General features: G+C 56.0%; 17 protein-coding genes. 6 read left to right on the top strand and 11 right to left on the bottom strand.

All coding sequences use genetic code 11. The features are described 5' to 3' along the window. Positions 1 to 36: 36 nt before the first annotated feature. A complete protein-coding gene (locus D9N13_RS21335) occupies positions 37 to 1,065 on the bottom strand; it encodes a cyclic nucleotide-binding domain-containing protein (protein ID WP_290593995.1) in 1,029 nt (342 codons plus the stop codon). A gap of 233 nt (positions 1,066 to 1,298) precedes the next feature. Here D9N13_RS21335 and rimK point away from each other — a divergent pair, with 233 nt between their 5' ends. After that, positions 1,299 to 2,210: a 30S ribosomal protein S6--L-glutamate ligase gene (gene rimK, locus D9N13_RS21330; protein WP_290593994.1), complete on the top strand. Its 912-nt coding sequence runs from the start codon at positions 1,299 to 1,301 to the stop codon at positions 2,208 to 2,210. A gap of 6 nt (positions 2,211 to 2,216) precedes the next feature. After that, entirely contained in the window at positions 2,217 to 3,239 is a 1,023-nt protein-coding gene (locus D9N13_RS21325) for a succinylglutamate desuccinylase/aspartoacylase family protein (protein WP_290593993.1), read from the top strand. A gap of 47 nt (positions 3,240 to 3,286) precedes the next feature. Here D9N13_RS21325 and purD read toward each other — a convergent pair whose 3' ends face one another. From purD to dsbD, 10 genes are all read right to left on the bottom strand, one after another. Further along, positions 3,287 to 4,582 carry a phosphoribosylamine--glycine ligase gene (gene purD, locus D9N13_RS21320; RefSeq protein ID WP_290593992.1) on the bottom strand — a complete coding sequence of 432 codons (1,296 nt, stop codon included), beginning with the start codon at positions 4,580 to 4,582 and terminating at the stop codon, positions 3,287 to 3,289. Between the two features lie 146 nt (positions 4,583 to 4,728). Beyond that, complete coding sequence (gene purH, locus D9N13_RS21315) at positions 4,729 to 6,294, bottom strand: bifunctional phosphoribosylaminoimidazolecarboxamide formyltransferase/IMP cyclohydrolase (RefSeq protein WP_290593991.1); 1,566 nt, start codon at positions 6,292 to 6,294, stop codon at positions 4,729 to 4,731. 229 nt (positions 6,295 to 6,523) lie between these two features. Beyond that, a complete protein-coding gene (gene fis / locus D9N13_RS21310; RefSeq protein WP_290593990.1) occupies positions 6,524 to 6,856 on the bottom strand; it encodes a DNA-binding transcriptional regulator Fis in 333 nt (110 codons plus the stop codon). Then, the gene (gene dusB, locus D9N13_RS21305; RefSeq protein WP_290593989.1) at positions 6,853 to 7,845 is read right to left on the bottom strand and encodes a tRNA dihydrouridine synthase DusB; all 993 of its coding nucleotides are present in this window, start codon (positions 7,843 to 7,845) and stop codon (positions 6,853 to 6,855) included. The genes fis and dusB overlap by 4 nt, the downstream gene beginning before the upstream one ends. A gap of 171 nt (positions 7,846 to 8,016) precedes the next feature. Beyond that, positions 8,017 to 9,624: a DUF3426 domain-containing protein gene (locus D9N13_RS21300; RefSeq protein ID WP_290593988.1), complete on the bottom strand. Its 1,608-nt coding sequence runs from the start codon at positions 9,622 to 9,624 to the stop codon at positions 8,017 to 8,019. A 78-nt stretch (positions 9,625 to 9,702) separates the two neighbouring features. Next, the gene (gene prmA, locus D9N13_RS21295; protein WP_290593987.1) at positions 9,703 to 10,578 is read right to left on the bottom strand and encodes a 50S ribosomal protein L11 methyltransferase; all 876 of its coding nucleotides are present in this window, start codon (positions 10,576 to 10,578) and stop codon (positions 9,703 to 9,705) included. 86 nt (positions 10,579 to 10,664) lie between these two features. Then, positions 10,665 to 12,011, bottom strand: coding sequence for an acetyl-CoA carboxylase biotin carboxylase subunit (accC, locus tag D9N13_RS21290; RefSeq protein WP_290593986.1), 1,347 nt, complete (start codon positions 12,009 to 12,011; stop codon positions 10,665 to 10,667). 13 nt (positions 12,012 to 12,024) lie between these two features. Beyond that, entirely contained in the window at positions 12,025 to 12,495 is a 471-nt protein-coding gene (accB, locus tag D9N13_RS21285; RefSeq protein WP_290593985.1) for an acetyl-CoA carboxylase biotin carboxyl carrier protein, read from the bottom strand. A 46-nt stretch (positions 12,496 to 12,541) separates the two neighbouring features. After that, positions 12,542 to 12,985 (bottom strand): type II 3-dehydroquinate dehydratase, encoded by a 444-nt coding sequence (gene aroQ / locus D9N13_RS21280; RefSeq protein ID WP_290593984.1) that lies wholly within the window; start codon positions 12,983 to 12,985, stop codon positions 12,542 to 12,544. Positions 12,986 to 13,173: 188 nt separating this feature from the next. Beyond that, positions 13,174 to 15,051 (bottom strand): protein-disulfide reductase DsbD, encoded by a 1,878-nt coding sequence (gene dsbD, locus D9N13_RS21275; protein WP_290593983.1) that lies wholly within the window; start codon positions 15,049 to 15,051, stop codon positions 13,174 to 13,176. A 269-nt stretch (positions 15,052 to 15,320) separates the two neighbouring features. Between dsbD and D9N13_RS21270 the strand changes: the two genes are divergently transcribed. The 4 genes from D9N13_RS21270 to D9N13_RS21255 all read left to right on the top strand — a co-directional run bounded on the left by D9N13_RS21270 (position 15,321) and on the right by D9N13_RS21255 (position 21,582). Next, the gene (locus tag D9N13_RS21270; RefSeq protein ID WP_290593982.1) at positions 15,321 to 15,932 is read left to right on the top strand and encodes a transglutaminase-like cysteine peptidase; all 612 of its coding nucleotides are present in this window, start codon (positions 15,321 to 15,323) and stop codon (positions 15,930 to 15,932) included. A gap of 78 nt (positions 15,933 to 16,010) precedes the next feature. Beyond that, positions 16,011 to 17,984 (top strand): EAL domain-containing protein, encoded by a 1,974-nt coding sequence (locus tag D9N13_RS21265; RefSeq protein ID WP_290593981.1) that lies wholly within the window; start codon positions 16,011 to 16,013, stop codon positions 17,982 to 17,984. 109 nt (positions 17,985 to 18,093) lie between these two features. Continuing rightward, a complete protein-coding gene (locus D9N13_RS21260) occupies positions 18,094 to 19,074 on the top strand; it encodes a DUF2333 family protein (protein WP_290593980.1) in 981 nt (326 codons plus the stop codon). A 303-nt stretch (positions 19,075 to 19,377) separates the two neighbouring features. Continuing rightward, positions 19,378 to 21,582, top strand: a complete 2,205-nt coding sequence (locus D9N13_RS21255) for a molybdopterin oxidoreductase family protein (protein WP_290593979.1) — start codon at positions 19,378 to 19,380, stop codon at positions 21,580 to 21,582. Positions 21,583 to 21,621: the final 39 nt, after the last annotated feature.

The following is a 21,621-nucleotide window of genomic DNA, read 5'->3' as shown; positions in this document are numbered from 1 at the left end:
GTGAGTACTCACCTTGTACATTCGGTCCCGCTGGTTTTATTCGCTGTCCGATTTCAGTAGGTACGCCTGCAACCCGGCTTTCACCAGCAGATAAGCCCCCAGCTCGGCGCGGGGGCCGGCATTGTCCACCACCACGTAACAGGCCGAGCGGTCCAGATTGTCGCAGCGCTGGCGCAATTTATTGAGGGGGATATTGATGGAATTTTCCCGGTGAAAGTGCTTGAACTCACCGCTGAGGCGCACGTCCAGCAATACCAGTGCGGTACTGTCCGCCTGCATGGCATCCAAATCCTGCTCGGTAATACGGTTCATCACCGGCTGTTCCAGCAGGCTCTTGAATTCATCTTTTTCCAGGTACATCAACGCGCCATCGGTTTCCATGGTCACCGTCGCATTACGGGTGGTTTCACCGATCAGCGCTTCCTCACCAAAGAACTGCCCCGGCCCCAGTCTGGCCACCTGTTCCACGCCGTTTTCCGAACGCTTGCTCACCAGTGCGCTGCCGTGCTCAATCACGTAGAAAAGATTGCCCGGATCGCCTTCGGCCACCACCACGTCACCCAGCGCACGCTCTTCATTCTTAAAGGCAGTAAACAGACGTTGAATGTTGGCGGGCGGGACCTTGGCGAAGACATCCGATTCCAGCAGGGCGGACATCCAGTCCACATCATTGTCGTCGCTCTCCTCTACCCGGTAGTCGCCGGCCTGCTCCCAGGTGATGGCCAGGTCCAGGCGGTTTTTATCCACTTTCAGAATTTCGCAATCACTGGTGGTGATACTGGAAAAGCGGTGGGGTGGGCGGTTATCCAGGGCTCGCCGGCACTCCGGATCGTCGGCACTGAAACTGGTGATATTGAAATCCTCGTCCAGCAGATCCACGGAGCCTTTTAACAGATAATACCAGTAGGCATCCCGTTCCCCCCGTTTGAATAGCTTCTTGCGGGGTGGTAACGTGAGCAATTCACAGCATTTCAGCGCTTCCTGAAATTGGTGACGCAGCAGTTCATTGAAGGGTACCAACTGCTTGATGGCGTCTTCATCCAGGGGGGGTGCGAGCTCGGCCATGGCGATTCCTTTGCTGACTGATGAATAGGAAAAGTATAGTTCAGCTGGAGGCAGGTACTAGTCTGATGTGGGTGGCGAATCGTTAGTCTGTGATCGGTTTCAATGGACTGAAAACTGTGCAGGTACTATAAAAAATAATCAGGCGAAGCGTGGGTGAATCTGGTATAAACGCGCCTTGATTAGGCTGGCTCCAGTTGTTTCCTGCTTTCTCCTTCAACCAAATTGGATTCTTTATGAAAGTAGCCATATTATCCCGAAACTCCAAACTGTATTCCACTCAGCGGCTGGTGGAGGCGGGAGAAGCCCGTGGCCACGAAGTGCGTGTCATTGATACGCTGCGCTGTTATATGAATATGGCCACTCACAAGCCCACCATCCACTATAAAGGCCAGGCGTTGGAAGGATACGATGCCGTGATCCCCCGTATCGGCGCCTCGATTACCTTTTACGGTACCGCGGTGGTACGTCAGTTCGAGATGATGGGGGTTTATTCCGTTAATGAATCTGTGGCTATCTCCCGCTCCCGTGACAAGCTGCGCTCACTGCAGTTGCTGTCCCGCAAAGGGGTGGGCATGCCGGTGACCTGTTTTGCCCACTCTCCCGATGAGATTCCGGATCTGATTGACATGGTGGGAGGCGCGCCCCTGGTAATCAAACTGCTGGAAGGAACCCAGGGCATTGGTGTGGTATTGGCGGATACCCGCAAGGTGGCTGAAAGTGTGATTGAAGCCTTTCTCGGGCTGAAAGCCAACATCCTGATTCAGGAGTACATTGCGGAATCATCCGGCGCGGATATCCGCTGCCTGGTCATTGGCGATAAGGTGGTGGCGGCCATGAAACGGCAGGCCAAACCCGGTGAATTCCGCTCTAATCTGCATCGCGGTGGCAGTGCGACTCTGGTCAAGATCACGCCGGAAGAACGGACCACGGCTGTGCGTGCTGCCCGCATCATGGGGTTAAGCGTGGCAGGGGTGGATCTGATACGCTCCAATCACGGCCCGCTGGTGATGGAAGTCAACTCTTCGCCGGGCCTGGAAGGAATTGAGAATGCCACCGGTAAAGATGTTGCCGGTATGATTTTCAGTTTCATGGAGAAAAAAATCATCGATGGCAAAGCCACCAATCGTACCATTGGAAAAGGATAACAGGGCATGGCGCGCCGCTCCCGGGCCATAGAGATTTTTGGTGAAACCATTGCTGCGTCAACACAGCGCACCTTCAACATTCCCATCGGACAACTCTATACTCACACGGATATTTCCATTCCGGTGCAGGTGGTGAATGGCAAAACCGCTGGCCCGGTGTTGCTGATCTGCGCCGCCATTCATGGTGATGAATTGAACGGTATTGAAGTGGTGCGCCGGGTGCTGAAAGCACCCTGGCTGAAAAACCTGCGGGGCACCCTGATTGCCGTGCCCATGGTGAATGTACTGGGTATTATTCAGCGTTCCCGTTATTTGCCCGATCGCCGCGATTTGAATCGCTGTTTTCCCGGCTCGGAAAAGGGCTCATTGGGTGGACGAATTGCGAACTTGTTCGTACAGGAAATTCTTACCAAGTGCCAGTACGCCATCGACCTGCATACCGGTGCGGCGCATCGCTCCAATATGCCGCAGATCCGGGTTCATCTTGAGAACCAACAGGCAGCGGAACTGGCGCAGGCATTTGGGGTGCCACTGGTAATCGATGCGCCCATCCGCGACGGCTCCTTGCGGGGTGCCGGCGATGATCTGGATATCCCCATCATTACCTACGAGGCCGGCGAAGCGTTGCGGTTTGACGAGCCCGCCATCGCTACCGGTGTAAAGGGCGTGCGTAACGTCATGACCCACCTCCAGATGCTGCCACCACGCAAGAGCAGCAAAGCCCGCCCGCCCAGTTTTATTGCCCGATCTTCATCCTGGGTGCGCGCACCGGCAGATGGCCTGTTCCGCAGTAATCTGCAACTGGGGGATCGGGTGGCCCGCGGAGAAGTGTTGGGTATTATCGATGGCCCGTTGGGGGGCAGTGAAATCCCGGTAACATCACCGTTTGCCGGAATCGTGATCGGCAATACCAACCTGCCGCTGGTGAATGAAGGTGAAGCGCTGCTGCATCTGGGGCGCTTCGATGACATTGATGACGTGGAAACGGTGGTGGAAGAATTCCGGCAGGAATTTGATGGTGGGTTGTAGTCTGCCTTCGTTGTGAAGACAGACTTCCGGATTCAATTGTCTGACGCTTACCCCTGTTGCTCGCGTTCTCTGGCCACCGCCCGGTAACCGATATCATCCCGGTAATACACGTTGTTCCAGTTGATCTGCTTGGCCAGATCATAAGCCTTGGATTGGGCTTCCGCCACGGTGCTGCCCAATGCCACCGCACACAGCACACGGCCACCATTGGTTCGCACCCGCTCACCGTCCAGGGTGGTACCGGCATGAAACACCTTGCTGTCATCCTGCTCTGATTCCGGTAAACCAAATATCTGGTCGCCTTTCTCGTAGTGGTCAGGATAACCGCCTGCGGCCAGCACAACGCCCAGTGAAGCGCGCTCATCCCATTGCGCTTCCACCTGATCCAGCTTGCCGGCAATGGCCATATCACATAAATGAACCAGATCCGATTTCAGACGCATCATAATGGGCTGGGTTTCCGGGTCACCGAAGCGGCAGTTGTATTCCAGCACTTTGGGGGTGCCGTCTGCCGCAATCATCAAGCCGGCATAAAGAAACCCGGTGTACACATTGCCTTCTGCCGCCATACCGTTCACGGTGGGGTAGATGACTTCATCCATGACCCGCTGCTGAATATCTGGCGTTACCACCGGTGCCGGCGAATAAGCGCCCATGCCGCCGGTATTGGGGCCTTGATCACCGTTATCCCGGGCTTTGTGATCCTGCGAGGTGGCCATGGGCAGCACGTTTTTTCCGTCCACCATGCAAATAAAACTGGCTTCTTCGCCCACCAGGAATTCTTCAATCACCACCCGGCTGCCGGCCTCACCAAACTTGTTGCCTGCCAGCATGTCTTCAATGGCGGCAATGGCCTCTTCCTCTGTTTGTGCCAGAATCACACCTTTGCCCGCGGCCAGGCCATCGGCTTTCACCACAATGGGGGCCCCTTGTGCTTTGACGTAGGCGACGGCTTTGTCGATCTCGGTAAAGTTGCCGTAAGCTGCGGTGGGAATATTGTGACGGGCCAGGAAATCCTTGGTAAAGGCTTTGGAGCCTTCCAGCTGGGCGGCGCCCTTGGTGGGGCCAAAGCATTTCAGCCCGGCGCTGCGGAAGGTATCCACCACGCCTTCAACCAACGGTGCTTCGGGCCCGACGATGGTGAGTTGGATGTCATTGCCCTGGGCAAACTGCACCAGCTCGTTCAGTGCCAACACGTCAATATCAACATTTTCGATCTTGGCTTCCAGCGCCGTGCCGGCGTTACCGGGGGCAACATAGACTTTTGCCACATTGGGTGATTGTGCTGCTTTCCAGGCCAGAGCATGTTCCCGGCCGCCGCCACCAATAATCAGAACGTTCATTGTTTGCCCTCAATTTTCGTTAAAACCGGGATACCCGAACCTGCCATGCACATCAGAGTTCGAAGGTGAGATCCCCTTGGCGTCTTGCCACTGTGCTGGCAGAAACGCTTCCGACCTGGTCATTCAACAAGTAACCGGCAACAGGATCAATGGCGGAAATGGCGCATGCCCGTGAACACCATGGCAACGTCTGCTTCATCCGCCGCCGCAATCACTTCTTCGTCGCGGATGGAGCCGCCGGGTTGAATTACTGCACGAATGCCGGCTTTGGCCGCCGCATCAATCCCATCACGGAACGGGAAGAAAGCGTCCGATGCCATCACCGAGCCTGGCACCGTCAAGCCTTCGTCTTCGGCTTTGATGCCGGCAATCTTGGCGCTGTAAACGCGGCTCATCTGGCCCGCCCCGATGCCGATGGTCTGCAGCCCTTTGGCGTAGACGATGGCGTTGGACTTCACATATTTCGCCACCTGCCAGCAGAACATCAGATCCTGCATTTCTTCGGCGGTCGGTGCGCGCTTGGTTACGACTTTCAGGTCGTCCTGGGTGATCATGCCGTTGTCACGATCCTGCACCAACAGGCCGCCGTTGACCCGTTTGTAGTCGAATCCGGCAACCCGCTCACCCCACTGTTCACAGGTTAGCAGGCGCACGTTTTTCTTTTCGCCCACAATGCTGATGGCAGCAGCGGATGCCCCGGGGGCGATGATCACTTCCACAAACTGTTTGTCGACGATGGCGCGGGCTGTCACTTCATCCAGCGCCTGGTTAAACGCAATGATACCACCAAAGGCGGAGGTGGGGTCGGTTTGGAAGGCCCGTTCATAGGCTTCGGTGATGGAGCTGCCCACCGCCACACCGCACGGGTTGGCGTGTTTAACAATGACACAGGCCGGTTGCCGGAATGACTTGACGCATTCCAGCGCGGCATCGGTATCGGCTACATTGTTGAAAGACAAGGCCTTGCCCTGTAATTGCGTGGCGGTGCTGACGGAGGGTTCCGCCGGGTTGGCTTCCTTATAGAAGGCGGCCTGCTGATGCGGGTTTTCGCCGTAGCGCATTTCCTGCACCTTTATAAACTGCGTATTGAACGTACGGGGGAAGGCTGTTCGTTCACCATCGGCTTTCAGGCTGCCCAGATAGTTGGCGATGGCGCCATCGTAATGCGCCGTGTGTTCAAAGGCGGCCAGGGCCAACTCAAAACGGGTCTGATCGCTGACCACGTTGGCATTGCTCTGCATTTCATCCAGAATGCGCCCATAATCCCCGGCGTTCACCACGATGGTCACCCACTTGTGGTTTTTGGCCGAGGAGCGAACCATGGTGGGGCCGCCGATATCAATGTTTTCGATGGCGGTGGCCAGATCACAGTCAGGATTGGCAACGGTTTGCTCGAATGGATACAGATTTACCGCCACCAGATCGATGGGGGTGATGCCGTGCTCATTCATGGCGCTGTCGTCAGTACCACGGCGGCCCAGAATACCGCCGTGGACCTTGGGGTGCAGCGTTTTCACCCGGCCATCCATCATCTCAGGGAAACCGGTGTAGTCGGACACTTCCGTGGCCTTGATGCCATTGTCCTGCAGCAGCTTGAAAGTGCCGCCTGTGGAGAGGATTTCAACGCCCATGCCTTCCAGGGCCCTGGCGAAGTCAACGATACCGGTTTTGTCGGAAACACTGATCAGTGCGCGTTTGATTGGCTTGCTCATGATGGATGTCTGTACTGTCTAGGTGAATCAATGAATGAGGGGGCAGCGGGTTGCCCGAAAGGGGCGCATTGTAGTCGGAAACCCAATGGGATTTAAGACTTGGGGGGTAAAAAGATTTATGCCCACGACGCGACAGGTCCAGAGCGGGGGGCTAAGGTGCTGTTGAGGCTACTCGCTCAACCCCTGATACTGCCGAGGGTTGAGCGTAACGTCTTGAAAACGTTAAAGTTCAGATCAAACCGTAGGTTTTCAGCTTTTTCCGCAGGGTGCCGCGGTTCAAGCCAAGCAATACGGAAGCCTTGGTCTGGTTGCCTCGGGTGTATTCCATTACTGTCTCCAGCAACGGCGCTTCTACTTCAGAAAGCACCATCTGATACACATCGGTGACCGGCTGGCCGTCCAGGTGCGCAAAGTAATTGCGCAGAGCACGGTGCACATTATCACGTAATGTGTGGCTGTCCTGATCAGCTGATGTGATCAGGTGTTGCTTCAAATCGGTGTTGTTGGCCGATGTGGAGCTGCTGGAAAATGGAGTTTCGTCATTGTAGTTTGTATCGTTCATGCCGCCATTACCTCTCCCTCGATTAGATGCGCAAAGTATTCCTGAGCACTGGCGAGTTGTTCCGACGCTAAGTTAAGCTGGTTAAAACGTGATTTAAATTGTGCTCCCATTGGAAGGTGTTGTACATACCACCCGAGATGTTTTCGGGCTATACGCACCCCCATATAGTCGCCGTAAAAGCCGTGCAAACGATGCAAATGCTCAATGATCACTGCCGATATATCCTTATACGACGTCTTTGGAAGCGTTTCCCCGGTTTCGAGGTAATGCTGGATCTCTCGAAATAACCAGGGGTTCCCCTGTGCTGCCCGGCCAATCATAATCCCGTCTGCTTTGGTGTAATCCAGTACCTGCTGAGCCCGTTCCGGTGAGGTGATGTCGCCATTGGCAATGACCGGGATGCTGATTGCTTCCTTGATCATGGCTATGGTGTCGTATTCCACCTCACCCTTATAGGCGCAGGCACGGGTTCGACCATGTACCGCCAGTGCCTGAATACCGCAGTCTTCGGCAATCCTTGCAATGGTGATGCCATTGCGTTGGTCGGGTGACCAGCCGGTGCGGATTTTCAGTGTAACCGGTACATCTACCGCGCGTACCACGGCTTCCAGAATGGATTGAACCAGTACTTCATCCTTAAGCAATGCTGATCCTGCTGCTTTTTTGCACACTTTTTTGGCGGGGCAGCCCATATTGATGTCCACTATCTGGGCACCACGCTCCACGCAAAGTTGTGCCGCCTGGGCCATTTGATCGGGCTCGGTTCCGGCGATCTGAACAGATCGGGGCTCCGGCTCGTCCGCATGGATCAGGCGCAGCTGAGATTTGCGGGAATTCCATAGTCGGGTATCACTGGTTAACATTTCAGCGACCACAAGGCCGGCGCCGAGACGCCTGCACAGCAGCCTGAAAGGTTGATCAGTGACGCCCGCCATGGGCGCAAGCACCACTTGGCTATTCAGGGTAAAGGGCCCGATTGTTATGGACACGCCGCACTCCTGTGTATAAAAACGCCTAATGGTTTTCAGCCATGCTTAAAGATCGAGCTATGATAGCCGGAAGAACGGGCGGAATAAATACGGTTGTGCGCACTTTTGTAAAATAATTCGACTATTTGCCAATTGGCTGGACATTTTGGACGAATGGCCACCAGGGTGGCCTCAGCTTGCACTGCTGTGGGGCAAAAACAATAACTCGTAGTTAACGGCACTGCGGCCGGGGTCTTCTATTTCCAGCGTCAGGTGAATGGGGGTATTGCTGGGCATGCTGTCCGGGGTGACGGCTTTATCACTGATGTACTCAGCAGGCGCAAAGCGGCGGCTGGCCACCGGTTGCCCATTGATGTCCTCAAAGTTCAGCTGAACCACCGGATAGGGTTGGTCGAATTTGGCCTGGTTCTTGATAATCACATCAATCACCAGTGCATTCTTTTCATAGGGGTGTGAGCGCACCACCAGATTGGTGCCCACGATCTGGGTGACATCACTTTGCGGTGCCGGTTGGCAGCCGATGATGGGGCAATACTGGGTGATCAATGGGCGCAGTGCCGGCATCCGGGAAAGGGTATCGAAGTTGAAGTAGGCATACTGGCCACCCAGGCTGAGCACCAGCAGGATCATGGCGACGATCCACAGGCCGGTATGGGATGACTCTTTGCGGCTCTCTTCGGCGCCATACTCCAGTGCACTCAGGCGGATTTGCTGATTGATAACCTCGTCACTGTCGGCAAACAGGTTTTCCGGGGTAATGGCTTCGTCTTCCAGATCTTCCAGTTCGTCCAGATCCTGGAGCTTGGGTTCGGCCCGCTGCTTGGCAGTGTCGGGGGTATCCTCTTCAAACAGCCGGAAAAAGTCTTCTGTCTCGTTGTTGCGCAGGTTTCCCTTGTTTTCTTTGCTCTTCGTTTGCTGGTTTTTGGAAATGGATTTCAGTTTCTCTTTTTCTTTCTTGGCACGCTCACTGATTTCTTTCTTGTCCTTCGATAGGTCTTTGGCGGCAAACGGGCTGTTGTCCTCGGGCTCTTCCTCGTCCATCATGATGGACAGGCCTTGGGATTCCGGCTTTTTCGGTGCATCCTCCTGCTCCAGCTCATCGAGCATGGCCTTGGCCCAGGATTCATCATCGGATGACGCCTCCCCCTTGCCGAATTCATCTTCTTCAATGTCGCTGATGGCGAAGGGATCATCACTGGAAAAATTACCCAGGCTGACGAAGGTGTCGCTGAGTTCGTTGCCTTTGCTGGGTTTCTTGGTTTTGCGTCGAGGTTCTTCATCCAGGGTAAAGGCATTGTCGCCGCTGATGATGCCGCCGCGGTCATCGGACTCGTCAGCGTCCTGAATGGGCTCGTCTTCCTCGTCTTCACCCAGCTCCTTGAGCAGTTCTTCGGCCCAGGATTCATCGGATTTGTCTTTCTTCTTGGGCTTGTCTTCCCGGTAGCCGAATTCCTCCAGTGAAGATTCCTTATCCAGTCCGGCCCGGTATTCTTCGCTGAACACTTCCTCGTTGGAATCTTCCAGGTTGAGATCATCTGAGTCGTACGGGTCCATGCCTTCGTCGGATTTCATGTCGAAGGCTTCTTCCACGGGATCGGGTGGTTTGGTGACGGTGCGGCGCTCTTCCACCACGGAGGTTTTGACGATGTGTTCCGCGGCATGGAAAACCTGATAGCAGGCGCCGCAACGCACGGCCCCGCCGGCGATGTCCAGTTGCGCCTGGGTCAGTCTGAATGTGGTACCACAATGTGGACACTTTGTGAGCAGATTGTCCGGCATGGCCCGAAGAAATCCTTGGCTAATTGTTCTTATGATTGTACACAGTTTAGCGTTTAACGTTGTGATCTGCTGAGTATTTTAGCTGGCTTTTACCCCGCTGAGCCGCACCCAGTCACCGTCGATGGCGGCAGGATCCATGCTGAACCAGCGGGCATAGGTTGCACTCACCTGGTGGGCCTGATCCTGCAATATACCGGACAGCACCAAATGTCCGCCGTCTGCGGTGAGCGACGATAAATGTTCGGACAGGCTCATCAGCGGCCCGGCCAGAATGTTGGCCAGCATGACATCGGCCTGGATTTGCGGCATGGCACCGGGGGGGAATACCTGAATGATGTCGCCCACCTGATTGCGCTCGGCGTTGTCACGGGTGGCGGTGAGTGCCTGGGGATCGTTGTCCACGCAATAGACGGCCTTCGCCCCCAGCAGGGCCGCTGCAATGGCCAGAATGCCGGAGCCGCAACCGTAGTCCACTACGATTTTGTCCTGCAGATCGGCGCTGTCCAGCCAGCGCAAACACAGCGCTGTGGTTTCATGGGTGCCGGTACCGAATGCCAGGCCCGGGTCCAGCATCATATTGACGGCATTGGCGTCCAGCGGGGTTTTCCAACTGGGGCAAACCCACAACCGGTGGCCGAAGGCGATGGGTTCAAAGCTGTCCATCCACTCGCGAATCCAGTCTTTGTCTTCCAGTGCTTCCACTTTGATGGGAAGTTCGGTACCAAGGTTGCCGCGCAGGGCGGCACACACCAGGTCGGTGTCGATGTCCGCTTCAAACAGTCCGGTGACGGTGGTGTCATCCCAAATGGGCGTGGCGCCGGGCGGTGGTTCCAGCAGTGGCTGGTCTTTGCTGTCTTCCAGTGTGACGGAAACCGACCCCAGCCCCATGAGCAGATCTTCCACATGGCTTGAGTGGGCACCGGTGGTTTGCAGTTTGATTTGAATCCAGGGCATACAGCGCTCTTGGTTGAGAAATGAAGTGCGCCGGGTGGCCGCGCGCAAAACCGCATTTTACCCGGGTTTTGCGCGGGCGGACAGGCTCAGTGCAGGCCCAGTATCTTTTCCAGGTAGTGGATGTCGACGCCGCCTTTATTAAAGCCGCTGTCTTCCATGATGACATCCCGGTGCAACGCAATATTGGTCTCAATGCCTTCCACCAGAATTTCGTCCAGTGCATTGCGCATCCGTTGCAGGGCGATGTCGCGGTTTTCCCCCCAGGTGATCAGCTTTCCGATCAGGGAATCGTAGTTGGGCGGTACTTTATAGCCAGTGTAGATATGCGTATCCATGCGCACGCCGTTACCACCGGGAGCGTGCCAGTGGTTGATGGTGCCGGGGCTGGGAATAAAGGTTTTCGGGTTCTCAGCGTTGATGCGGCATTCAATGGAATGGCCCAGGATGTGGATGTCTTCCTGCTTGATGCTGAGTTTTTCTCCGGCCGCAACGCGCAGCTGCTCCTTGATGATGTCTACACCGGTGACCATCTCCGTTACCGGGTGCTCAACCTGAACCCGGGTATTCATTTCAATGAAATAGAATGCTTCGTTCTCGTACAGGAACTCGAAGGTGCCGGCGCCGCGATAGTTGATATCGATGCAGGCCTGGCGGCAGCGTTCACCCACCTCACGGCGCAGATGGTCCGGAATGCCGGGCGCCGGTGCTTCTTCCACCACTTTCTGGTGGCGGCGTTGCAGTGAGCAATCACGATCTCCCAGGTAAATGGCGTTGCCCTGGCCATCGGCCAGCACCTGGATTTCCACGTGACGGGGGGTGGTGAGGAATTTTTCCATGTAGACCGTATCGTCGCCGAAGGCAGCGCGGGCTTCGGCCCGGGTCAGGGACACGGACTTAACGATGTCTTTTTCGTTGTGTACCACCCGCATACCGCGACCACCACCACCGGAGGCCGCTTTAATGATCACCGGATAGCCGATGTCGCGGGCCATCTTCAGGATTTGGTTGTTGTCGTCGGTCAGGGGGCCGTCAGAACCGGGCACGCAGGGTACACCGGCTTTTTTCATGGCTTCAATGGCGGACACCTTGTTGCCCATCAGGCGTATGGTGTCGGCTTCCGGGCCGATGAAGATAAAACCGCTGTCGGTCACCCGTTCGGCAAAATCCGCATTTTCTGCCAGAAAGCCATAGCCCGGGTGGATCGCGGTGGCGCCACTGATTTCGGCAGCGGCGACAATGGCCGGAATATTGAGATAGCTTTCGGCGGCGGAGGCCGGGCCGATGCAGACGGCTTCGTCCGCCAGTCGAATGTGCATGAGTTCCTTGTCGGCAGTGGAATAAACTGCGACAGTGGGGATGCCAAGCTCCTTACAGGCACGTAACACCCGCAGAGCGATTTCGCCACGGTTGGCGATAAGCACTTTTTCCAGCATGGTGAGAGCCTTATTAGTTGATGACGAATAGGGGTTGGTCAAACTCCACGGGTTCTGCGTTATCCACCAGTATCGCAACCACGGTGCCGGATTTGTCGGCCTCGATCTGGTTCATCATTTTCATGGCTTCGACGATACACAGGGTGTCGCCGGCTTTTACGGACTGGCCCACTTCCACAAAAGGCTTGGATTCCGGTGATGAGGCGCGATAGAAGGTGCCGACCATGGGCGATTTTACTTTGTGGCCGTCGGGTTCGTTGCTGACGGCAGCCGGAGCCGGAGCCGGAGCCGGGCTGGGCGCCGCGGGTGCCGGGGCAGGGGCCATGGGAGCCTGCATGGGAGCGGCGTATTGTTGTGGCATCGCCATCGCCTTGTTGGAATTGCGGCTGATGCGCACCGATTCCTCACCCTCTTTTATTTCAATTTCATCGATGCCGGATTCTTCCAGAAGCTCGATCAGTTTTTTTACCTTGCGAATGTCCATGTGAATTTCTCTTTTATTATGGTTAGAAAATATTGGTCTGAAGCCTCTATCGAGCAGCGAGCTGTCGGCCCGCCGCCTGCAGTGCCAGCTCGTAACCCTGAGGCCCCAGGCCGGCGATCACGCCCACCGCGATGTCCGACAGATAGGAATGCTGTCGGAACGCTTCGCGGGCGTGAACGTTGGAAAGGTGCACTTCAATAAATGGAATCCCCACTGCCAGCAGGGCATCCCGCAGCGCAACGCTGGTGTGGGTAAAAGCTGCCGGGTTAATAATGATAAAGTCCGTACCATCGGTGCCCGCGGCATGAATACGCTCAATCAGCTGGTATTCCCGGTTGCTCTGCAGGCATTCGCACTGATGGCCTTGTTCCGCGGCCTGTTGGGTCAGCGCCTGATGGATCTGATCCAGGGTTTGGGTACCGTAAATGCCCGGTTCCCGTGTGCCCAGCAGGTTCAGGTTTGGCCCATTGAGTACCAGCAACTTTGCCATGATGTGGGGGATTCCTCTGCTTATCCTGTATTGATTTATGCAGGTTGAATTTTTCAGTGATTTCGACCGGATTATAACGAGTGCATTCGGTGCATTCCTGTGCTTTGTGGCACATCTTACATTTACTTACAAGTTAACCGCGTGAGTGTGCAAGTTCAACGAAGATAGCCTGCTTTTCACCCTATAAATCAGTGTTGGATGCGGTGCTGTTCCAGGTGGTTGAGGAATTGGGCCTTACTTTTGTAGGCGTAGATACGGGCATTTTTCAGCTCATTGCCCTGCTTGTCGAAGAACAAGATAGCGGGGGGGCCGGGCAGGTTGTAGCGCTGCAGCAGGGCGTTGTCCTGCGGGTTGTTGGTGAGGTCGATCTGCAGCCAGACATGCTGGCTTAAGCGGTTCTGCACGTCACTATGGCTGAAAGTTTCATGTTCCATTTCAAAGCAGGCGGTACACCAGTCAGCGAAGTAATCGATCATCACCGGTTGCCCATTGGCGCGGGCGCTGGCCAGAGCCTGGTCCAGGGATTGCTCGCTGCGGATACGTTGAAACGGTAACGGCTGCTGCACGCTGGCGGTACTGGACAAGGCCGCCGGAGAGGAGATGAATTGGGCCAGAATCAGGGAACTGCCACAGGCCAGAATGGTCAGCCCGATGCCCCGGAACAATTTACCCCGGGGGCTGGTCAGAGGGTCCAGAGCGCCGCAATACAGGCCGGCCAGAATCAACAGGCCACCGCCGCTGACCCAGGCCAGTGTTTCCGGCAGCAGGTGCTTCACCAGCCACAGGGCCACGGCCAGCAGCATCACGCCGAACAGGCCTTTTACGTTGTCCATCCAACCACCGGCTTTGGGCAGGATGTTGGCGCCGGTAACGCCAATGGCAATCAGCGGGGCACCCATCCCCAGGCCCAGCGCCAGCAGCGCCAGCCCTCCCAGCACCCAGTCACCACTTTGCCCGATATACAGCAGGGCACCGGCCAGCGGGGCCGATACGCAAGGCGACACCACCAACGCGGACAGGACACCAATGATGGCTACACCAATATAAGTGCCGCCCTGTTGCCGCTGGCTGATGCTATTGAGTCGATTCTGAATGCCGCTGGGCAGTTGCAGCTCGTAGAAGCCGAACATGGAAAAAGACAGCACCACAAACACAGCGGTAAAACTGAACAGCACCGTGGGGTTCTGCATGGCTACCTGAAGTTTTGCCCCGGTGAGCCCCGCCACCACACCCAGGATGGCGTAGGTCACGGCCATGCCCAGCACATAGGTAATGGAAAGGGCCGCCGCTTTGCGGCGGGACAGATCTGTACCCTGGCCGACGATGATGCCGCTGAGAATAGGCACCATGGGCAGGACGCAGGGGGTGAAGGTAAGCCCGATTCCAATCAGAAAGAACATGCCGATGATGGAGAACAGACCGTTTTGTGACAGAAAAGTCTCCAGGCTCAACGCATCATCAGCGTCCAGATCTGTACTTGATTGTGTGATTTGCCCCGGATTCGGCCGTTTTTCTGACCCGAGGGGGGCCTCTGCCGGGAAAACCGAAGGGGATTCTGCATCCAGATCTGTACTTTTAGTGGATTCTGGTCGCGGTTTGCCCGGTTCCGGGTTGATGTCGGGTGCGGCTGCATCAACATCAATCTGGTACATATTGGTATAGGTCTGGGGGATGTAACACAGGCCCTTGTCGGCGCAACCCTGGTAGTGGGCATCAATTTCAATGAAACCGTCATCCGCCGCCAGCACAGGTACATATACGTCCACACTTGAGTAAAAAACCTCCACCTGTCCGAAGATGGGATCGTCCTTCCATTCAGCGGCCTGTTGATACACCGGTTCGCCCAATTCGCCCGGTGTTCCGGCCGTGGGCTCAAAGCCAAAGCGGTGTTTATAAAGGTAGTAACCATCGGCGATGGTGAAGGTGAAATGAACGTGATTGCCCGCGTCAACGGCACTCACCTGGAAGGCCTCATTTACCGGCAGAAACTCGCCATCGTCGTTGGCAAAGGCGAAGGTAGTGAGCCAGCTTAACAGCAGGGCCAGAAACAGATTACGGTGGGGCATGTTGTTCATTGCCTAAATGATTTCAGAAAATTGGAGTACAAAAAAGGCGCTCAGTGTAACGTTAGACGGTTATGGGGCGAAAGGGTTTCACTTGGCGCAGGTGAATCCAAAATCTGTGACCTCCTTCATAGGGTATCGACCTCCTTCATAGGGTATGGACCTACTGGTCACCGCTTAACAGGCAGCCAGCTTACACACTGCTATAGTTATTTTTATTACAACCCTAACCTGAGCGATCCGTGCGCGAGCGAACAAGACTGGCAGTCCTGGTGCTATTTTGGGTGGTCTGCTCCGCAGCATTGGCGGGAGCACTGCCCCTTGAAATCAAGGGCAAGGTACATGATCAATATGGAGCCATCGGCGTCGAACGTGTTGAGCGCTGGGAGAAACTGGTGTGGGACATTACCTATCAGAATACCGCCGACCAGTTGCGGGAGGTAAACCGCTTCTTTAATCAGCTGCAATTTCGGACCGATCTGGAGCATTGGCAACAGGAAGACTACTGGGCGACGCCGGTGGAAACCCTGGCCAGTAATGGCGGTGATTGCGAAGACTTTGCCATTGCCAAGTATTTTACCCTGAGACAGCTGGGGGTGCCGGCCAAGAGCATGCGCATTACCTATGTCAAAGCGTTGCGCCTGAACGAACCGCATATGGTGCTGACCTATTACCCCGAGCGCGGCGAACCCCTGGTGCTGGATATTTTGGTGGAGGAGATGCTACCTGCGTCAATGCGGCCGGATCTGGAACCGGTATACAGTTTTAATGCAGAGGGGCTGTGGAAAGCCAAAAACCGGGGCGAAGAGACAAGGTTAGGGGATGCGGACGACATTACTTTGTGGCGGGATTTGCGAGTGCGCTTGGGGCTTGGGAGCCTTTAGGGATACACTCACGGATTAAACAAAAATAAACTAGGCAACCCGGGCTGCGCCCTGTCGGCATGCCGCGAGGAGAACAGTGTGAGCTTACATCGTCAAATGGTTCTGTTGATTACCGGCCTGTTGCTGGTGCTGTTGGCGGGGATTTGCTATTTGAGCGTGCGCAACAGTCGGGATTACCTGGAAATGCAGATGCACAGCCATGCTCAGGATACGGCGACATCCCTGGGGCTTTCCCTCTCCAGACCGCTGGGGCAGGACGATCTGGCCATGGTCCAGACCATGGTGGATGCCATATTCGACCGTGGTGACTTTACCGAGATCATTGTGCGCAATCCGGATGGGGATGTAATCACGCGCCGTACCCTGCAGCCGCCACCGCATCTGGTGCCGCCGTGGTTTGTGAACTGGCTGGAGATCAATCCTATGCCGGGGATCAGTGAAATCACCGATGGCTGGCGCCGGGTGGGTGAGGTGCGGGTGTTCGCTGATAAGGATGCTGCCAACCGCAATCTGTGGGTGGCGGCCAAGCAGGCATTCTGGTTGTTCCTGTTCGTGGGAGTCATCAGTTGGGTGGTGATACTGATGATCGTGCGGGCGGTGCTGACTCCATTGCGGACATTGGAAAAACAGGCAGATCTGATCTGTAACCGGGATTTCACCGGGCAACAACCGTTGCCGAAAACCCGCGAGCTGAAGCGGGTGGTGCAAGCCATCAACCGCATGACCCGCCAACTCAAAGTGCTGTTCGATGAACAGGTGGCGCAAATTGAACAGGTCCGCAACCAGGCGTATGTGGATTCCATTACCGGGCTGGGTAACGGCCGCTTTTTCAATGCCCAGCTCAATGCCCGAATTGAATCCCCGGAGGAACCGTTCAGTGGTGTGTTGGTGCGTCTGCAGGTAAAAAGCATGGGCGAATACAACGAGCACTATGGTCATGATGCCGGCAACCTGCTGTTGCGGCGCATTGGTCAGGTGTGGCAACAGGCCCTGGAAGGCGTGGAAGGGCACTGCGTGGCCCGCGTTACCGGAACCCGCTTCGCTGCGTTGTTGCCCCACCAGACCATCGACCAGGTGCAAGCCATGATTACCCAGGCGCTGGGCCGGATTCAGCGCCTGGATGGGCTGAACCTGGGTGGTTCCCCGGTCAAGCTTTACGCCGGATTAAGCGCCTGCAATGTGGGGCATGATCCCAAGTTGCTGGAGGCCCAGGCGGCGGCCGCATTGGAGCGGGCGGAGAGCTTTCAGAGCGGGCACGTGGAAGTGTACGACCAGGCGGCTCACGGCGAGGCACTGGCGCCCAGCATGCCGGGAGTGAGCAACTGGGCCGGTTTTCTGGAAGAGGTGATCAGCAAGAAAAAAGTGGTTTTGCATTACCAGCCGGTGATTTCCTGTGTGGATCAATCGTTAATGCATTACGAAGTGTTGGCGCGGGTGGCCGTGGAAGGCAAGCTGATCACCGCGGGGCACTTCATCCCCCTGGTTGAGCGCTTCGACATGGTAAGCCGGTTTGACCGCATGATCATCGAACGCCTGATCGAGCAGTTGAAAAACCAGCAGAATGGCAAACGGGTGCCGTTGGCAGTGAACCTGTCCAGCCACAGCGTGCGTGAGGAAGATTTCGACGGCTGGTTGCTGGCCACCCTGCGCAATCACCCGGATGTGGCGCCCTACCTGATTTTTGAGGTGCCGGAAATAACCGTGCGCACGGCCCATGGCAAGCTGCGCCGCCTTGCCGCCAGCCTCAGGGAGCTGGGCGCCAAACTCACCATCGACCACTTTGGTACCACCAACAGCAGCTTCGGCTATCTCAGCGGGTTGCAGCTTTATTCCATTAAAGTAGACAGCTCTTATATCCGCGATATCGAAGACAACCTGGATCACCAGTTCTTTGTACAATCCCTGGTGCGCATTGCCCACAGCCGTCAGATTTTGCTGACCGCGGAAATGGTGGAAGGGGAGGGGCAGTGGGATTTGCTTCGACGCTTCCAGCTGGATGGCGCCCAGGGTTATTTTCTGGGTGAACCCCAGCCCGGGCAGGAAGCCGCGTAGGCAAGGGCAGCCGCATGTGGAAGGTTGCCACTGACACCATAAACAGTTAGCTTAGGGTCAGTAATCTAAGGTTGAGGGAACAGGATTGGACACGCACGATAACAAAAGCATGTGGGCAAAACTCATTTCCGGGATTGTGGCGGTGTATCTGCTGTTTGCCATCGGGCTCGGAGTCTATTGGAGTTCAGAGCCGGCCCTGTGGGATGTAAATCGCACCGTGGAGCTGGATGCCGCCGCCTTGGGTGAGCAGCCGGCCACCGGCTTTGCCACCACCTCCACCTTGATTCGGTTGGGTGAGAGCCTGCTGGACAAGCCCGGGGGCTACATCAGTAATGACATTGCACCACCGGGAATCTGGCTCGACAACATCGCCAACTGGGAGTTTGGTATTCTGGTGCAGCTGCGCGATATGAGCCGGGCCCTGCGTAAAGACATTGCCCGCTCCCAGTCCACCTCCCGGGAGGACATCGACCTGGCCCGGGCTGAACCCCAACTGCATTTCGACAACGACAGCTTCTGGTTTCCGTCCACGGAATCGGAATACCGTCGTGGTATACAGTATCTGCAGGCCTATCAGGTGCGGCTGCTGGACGAGGACGTGAATAACGCCCAGTTTTACGCCCGTGCCGACAATCTGCGCAATTGGCTGGCGGACGTGGAAACCCGCCTGGGCAGCCTCTCCCAGAAACTCAGTGCCAGCGTGGGCAAGGAACAAATCAATATTGACCTGGCCGGGGATTCGGCCGCCAAGCAGTCCACCCAGTCACCGCAACAGATGCGCCTGAAAACACCGTTCACCCAAATCGACGATGTGTTCTACGAAGCGCGGGGCGCCTCTTACGCGTTGATCCACCTGATGAAAGCCATTGAAATCGACTTCAAGGACATTCTGGAGAAAAAGAATGCCATGGTGAGCTTGCGTCAGATTGTGCGGGAACTGGAGGCAACCCAGGAACCGGTAATGAGCCCCATGATCCTGAACGGCTCCGGGTTCGGACTGTTCGCCAATCATTCTCTGGTAATGGCCAATTACATCTCCCGGGCCAACGCCGCTATCATCGATCTGCGGAGATTGCTGGAGCAGGGATAATCCCTGCCGCACTCCCGCCTTGGTAATTGCCAGGCGGGGGCGCCCCGGCATCACCCCAACCTGCCATTGTTCTGCCTTTCTCACCCTTTTATACCCTTATTATGCCCGCCACCGGCCTATTACCCCATTTTTTGTCCGGTTCTTGTGGCACGTATCTTGTTAATCCTACAGGGAATTTGCCGTTAATCACTAAAAATAGGCGTTTTGGTGATCAAATTGAACCAAAGTAGTGCGGTTTGGTTTGGTGCGCGAAATTTTTCTGCACCGTAGTAGAGCTGAAAAAATGAGAGAGGAACCAAAATAATGCTTTTTGGCCGTCAGGATCGCAAAAAAATCAAGATTTTGGACAAAAAAGTCCAACAGTGGAAATACACCACCTGTGGTTATTGTTCCACTGGCTGCTCGATCGAAGTGGGGCTGGATGAAGGCGGGCGTGCCGTTGCCACCCGGGGGGTCGCCACTGCCGATGTTAACCGCGGCAAGCTGTGCATTAAAGGCATTTTTGAACACGAGCTGTTTGAAGCCTCCGGCCGCGGTACCACGCCCATTATGCGCGATAAGCCATGGGATGACTGGCAGCCCACCGGTTGGGATAGCGCCCTGGACAAGATGGCCGGGGAAATCAAGCGTATTCAGAGCCAGCACGGTCGGGATGCCTTTGCCGTGGTATCCACCGGGCAAATCATGACGGAAGAATTCTACACCCTGGGCAAACTGGTGCGGGGTTGCATCGGTACCAACAACTACGACGGTAACACCACCCTGTGCATGGCCTCTGCCGTGTCCGGCTACAAGCGTTCCTTTGGCTCCGACGGCCCACCCGGGTGTTACGACGATTTCGAACACACCGAATGCATGATTGCCTGGGGCTCCAACCTGCCGGAGCAACACCCTATTATCTATTGGCGCCTGAAAGAGGCCCTTGAAAAGCGCAAGTTCCCGCTGATCGTGGTGGACCCACGGGTGACCATGTTTGCCCAGTTTGCGGACATCCATCTGCCCATTACCCCCGGCACCGATGTGGTGTTGCAGAATGCCCTGATGCACGTGATTCTGGCGGAAGGCCTGGAAGACCGTGACTACATCGATGCCCATACCAACGGCATTGAGGCGCTGGAAAACTGCGTCAAGGATTACGATCCCACCACCGCCGCGCGCATCTGTGGCATCGATGAAGATACCATCCGCAATGTGGCGCGCCTCTACGCCAATGCCGGTGCCGCCATGAGCATCTGGACCATGGGCATCAACCAGAGCACCCACGGTTCCGACGGCGTGGTGGGCATCAACAACCTGAACCTGATTACCGGCAACATCGGCAAGCCCGGTGGCACCAGCCTGTCCATTACCGGCCAGTGTAATGCCATGGGCACCCGTGAGTGGTCATCCTGCTCCGGCCTGCCGGGTTACCGCTATCTGGAAAAGGAAAAAGATCGCAAAGAAATCGCTGAATTCTGGGGCATTGATGAATCCTTCTTTCCACAGAAGCGCGGCATGTGCATGACGGACATCCTGCCCGCCATCGAGACCGGCCAGGTAAAAGGGTTGTGGCTGGTGGCCACCAACCCCATGACCTCCATGCCCAACACCCCACGCATCCGCAAAACCCTGGAGAAGTTGGAGTTTCTGGTGGTACAGGATGCCTATCAGGATGTGGAGACAACCCAGTATGCGCACCTGTATCTGCCTGCGGCGGTGTGGGCTGAAAAGACCGGTTGTTTCACCAATACCGAGCGCCGGGTCAACCTGATTCGCCCGGTAGTGGCGCCCCATGAGGATTCCAAACCGGACTTTTGGATCTTTACCGAGCTGGCCAAGCGCTTTGAAAACGGGCAGAAGATCCACTTCCCTGACACGCCGGAAGGCGCGTTCAACGAAATGAAACAGCTTTCCAAAGGTGATGGCCGTACCCTGGATATTTCCGGTATGAGCCATGATTTGATCGAGCAGAGCCGTGGCATTCAGTGGCCGTTTCGGGAAAGCCAGTTGCAAGACGGCGCGGCTGAAGTGAAAGGGGATCAGCGTCTTTATACCGATGGCTATTTCCAGACAGCTGATGGCAAAGCCAACCTGATTGCGCTGCCGTTTATCGATAATAACGAACGCCCCTGCGAGGATTACCCGTTCTGGCTCAACAGTGGCCGGGTGGTGGAGCATTTCCACACCCGAACCCGAACCGGCAAGCTGGGTAACTGCAACAAGTTCAGCCCAACCCCCTATATGGAGATGAACCCGGATGCAGCGGCGGAACTGGGCATCAAACACCAATCCTATGTGCGCCTGGTATCACGCCGCGGCGATGCGGTGGTGATGGTGCAGCTGACCCAGCGGGTGCCCCGCAATATGGTGTTCATACCGTTCCATTTCCATGATTGTGTCAACCGGCTTTCGTTAGGGCTTTTGGATCCCCATTCGCGCCAGCCGGCCTACAAGCAGTGCTCGGTTCGGATCGAGCACACTGATCAGAAGCAGGCCGCCAAACTCAATGCGCAACGCCGCGCGTTCTAAACGCGCCCCAGAGATCCGGAAGTCCAGAGATTCGGAAGT

The organism is Ketobacter sp. GenoA1 (assembly GCF_003671475.1).
Lineage (GTDB): Bacteria > Pseudomonadota > Gammaproteobacteria > Pseudomonadales > Ketobacteraceae > Ketobacter.
This window is presented reverse-complemented; position numbering and strand designations above follow the sequence as displayed.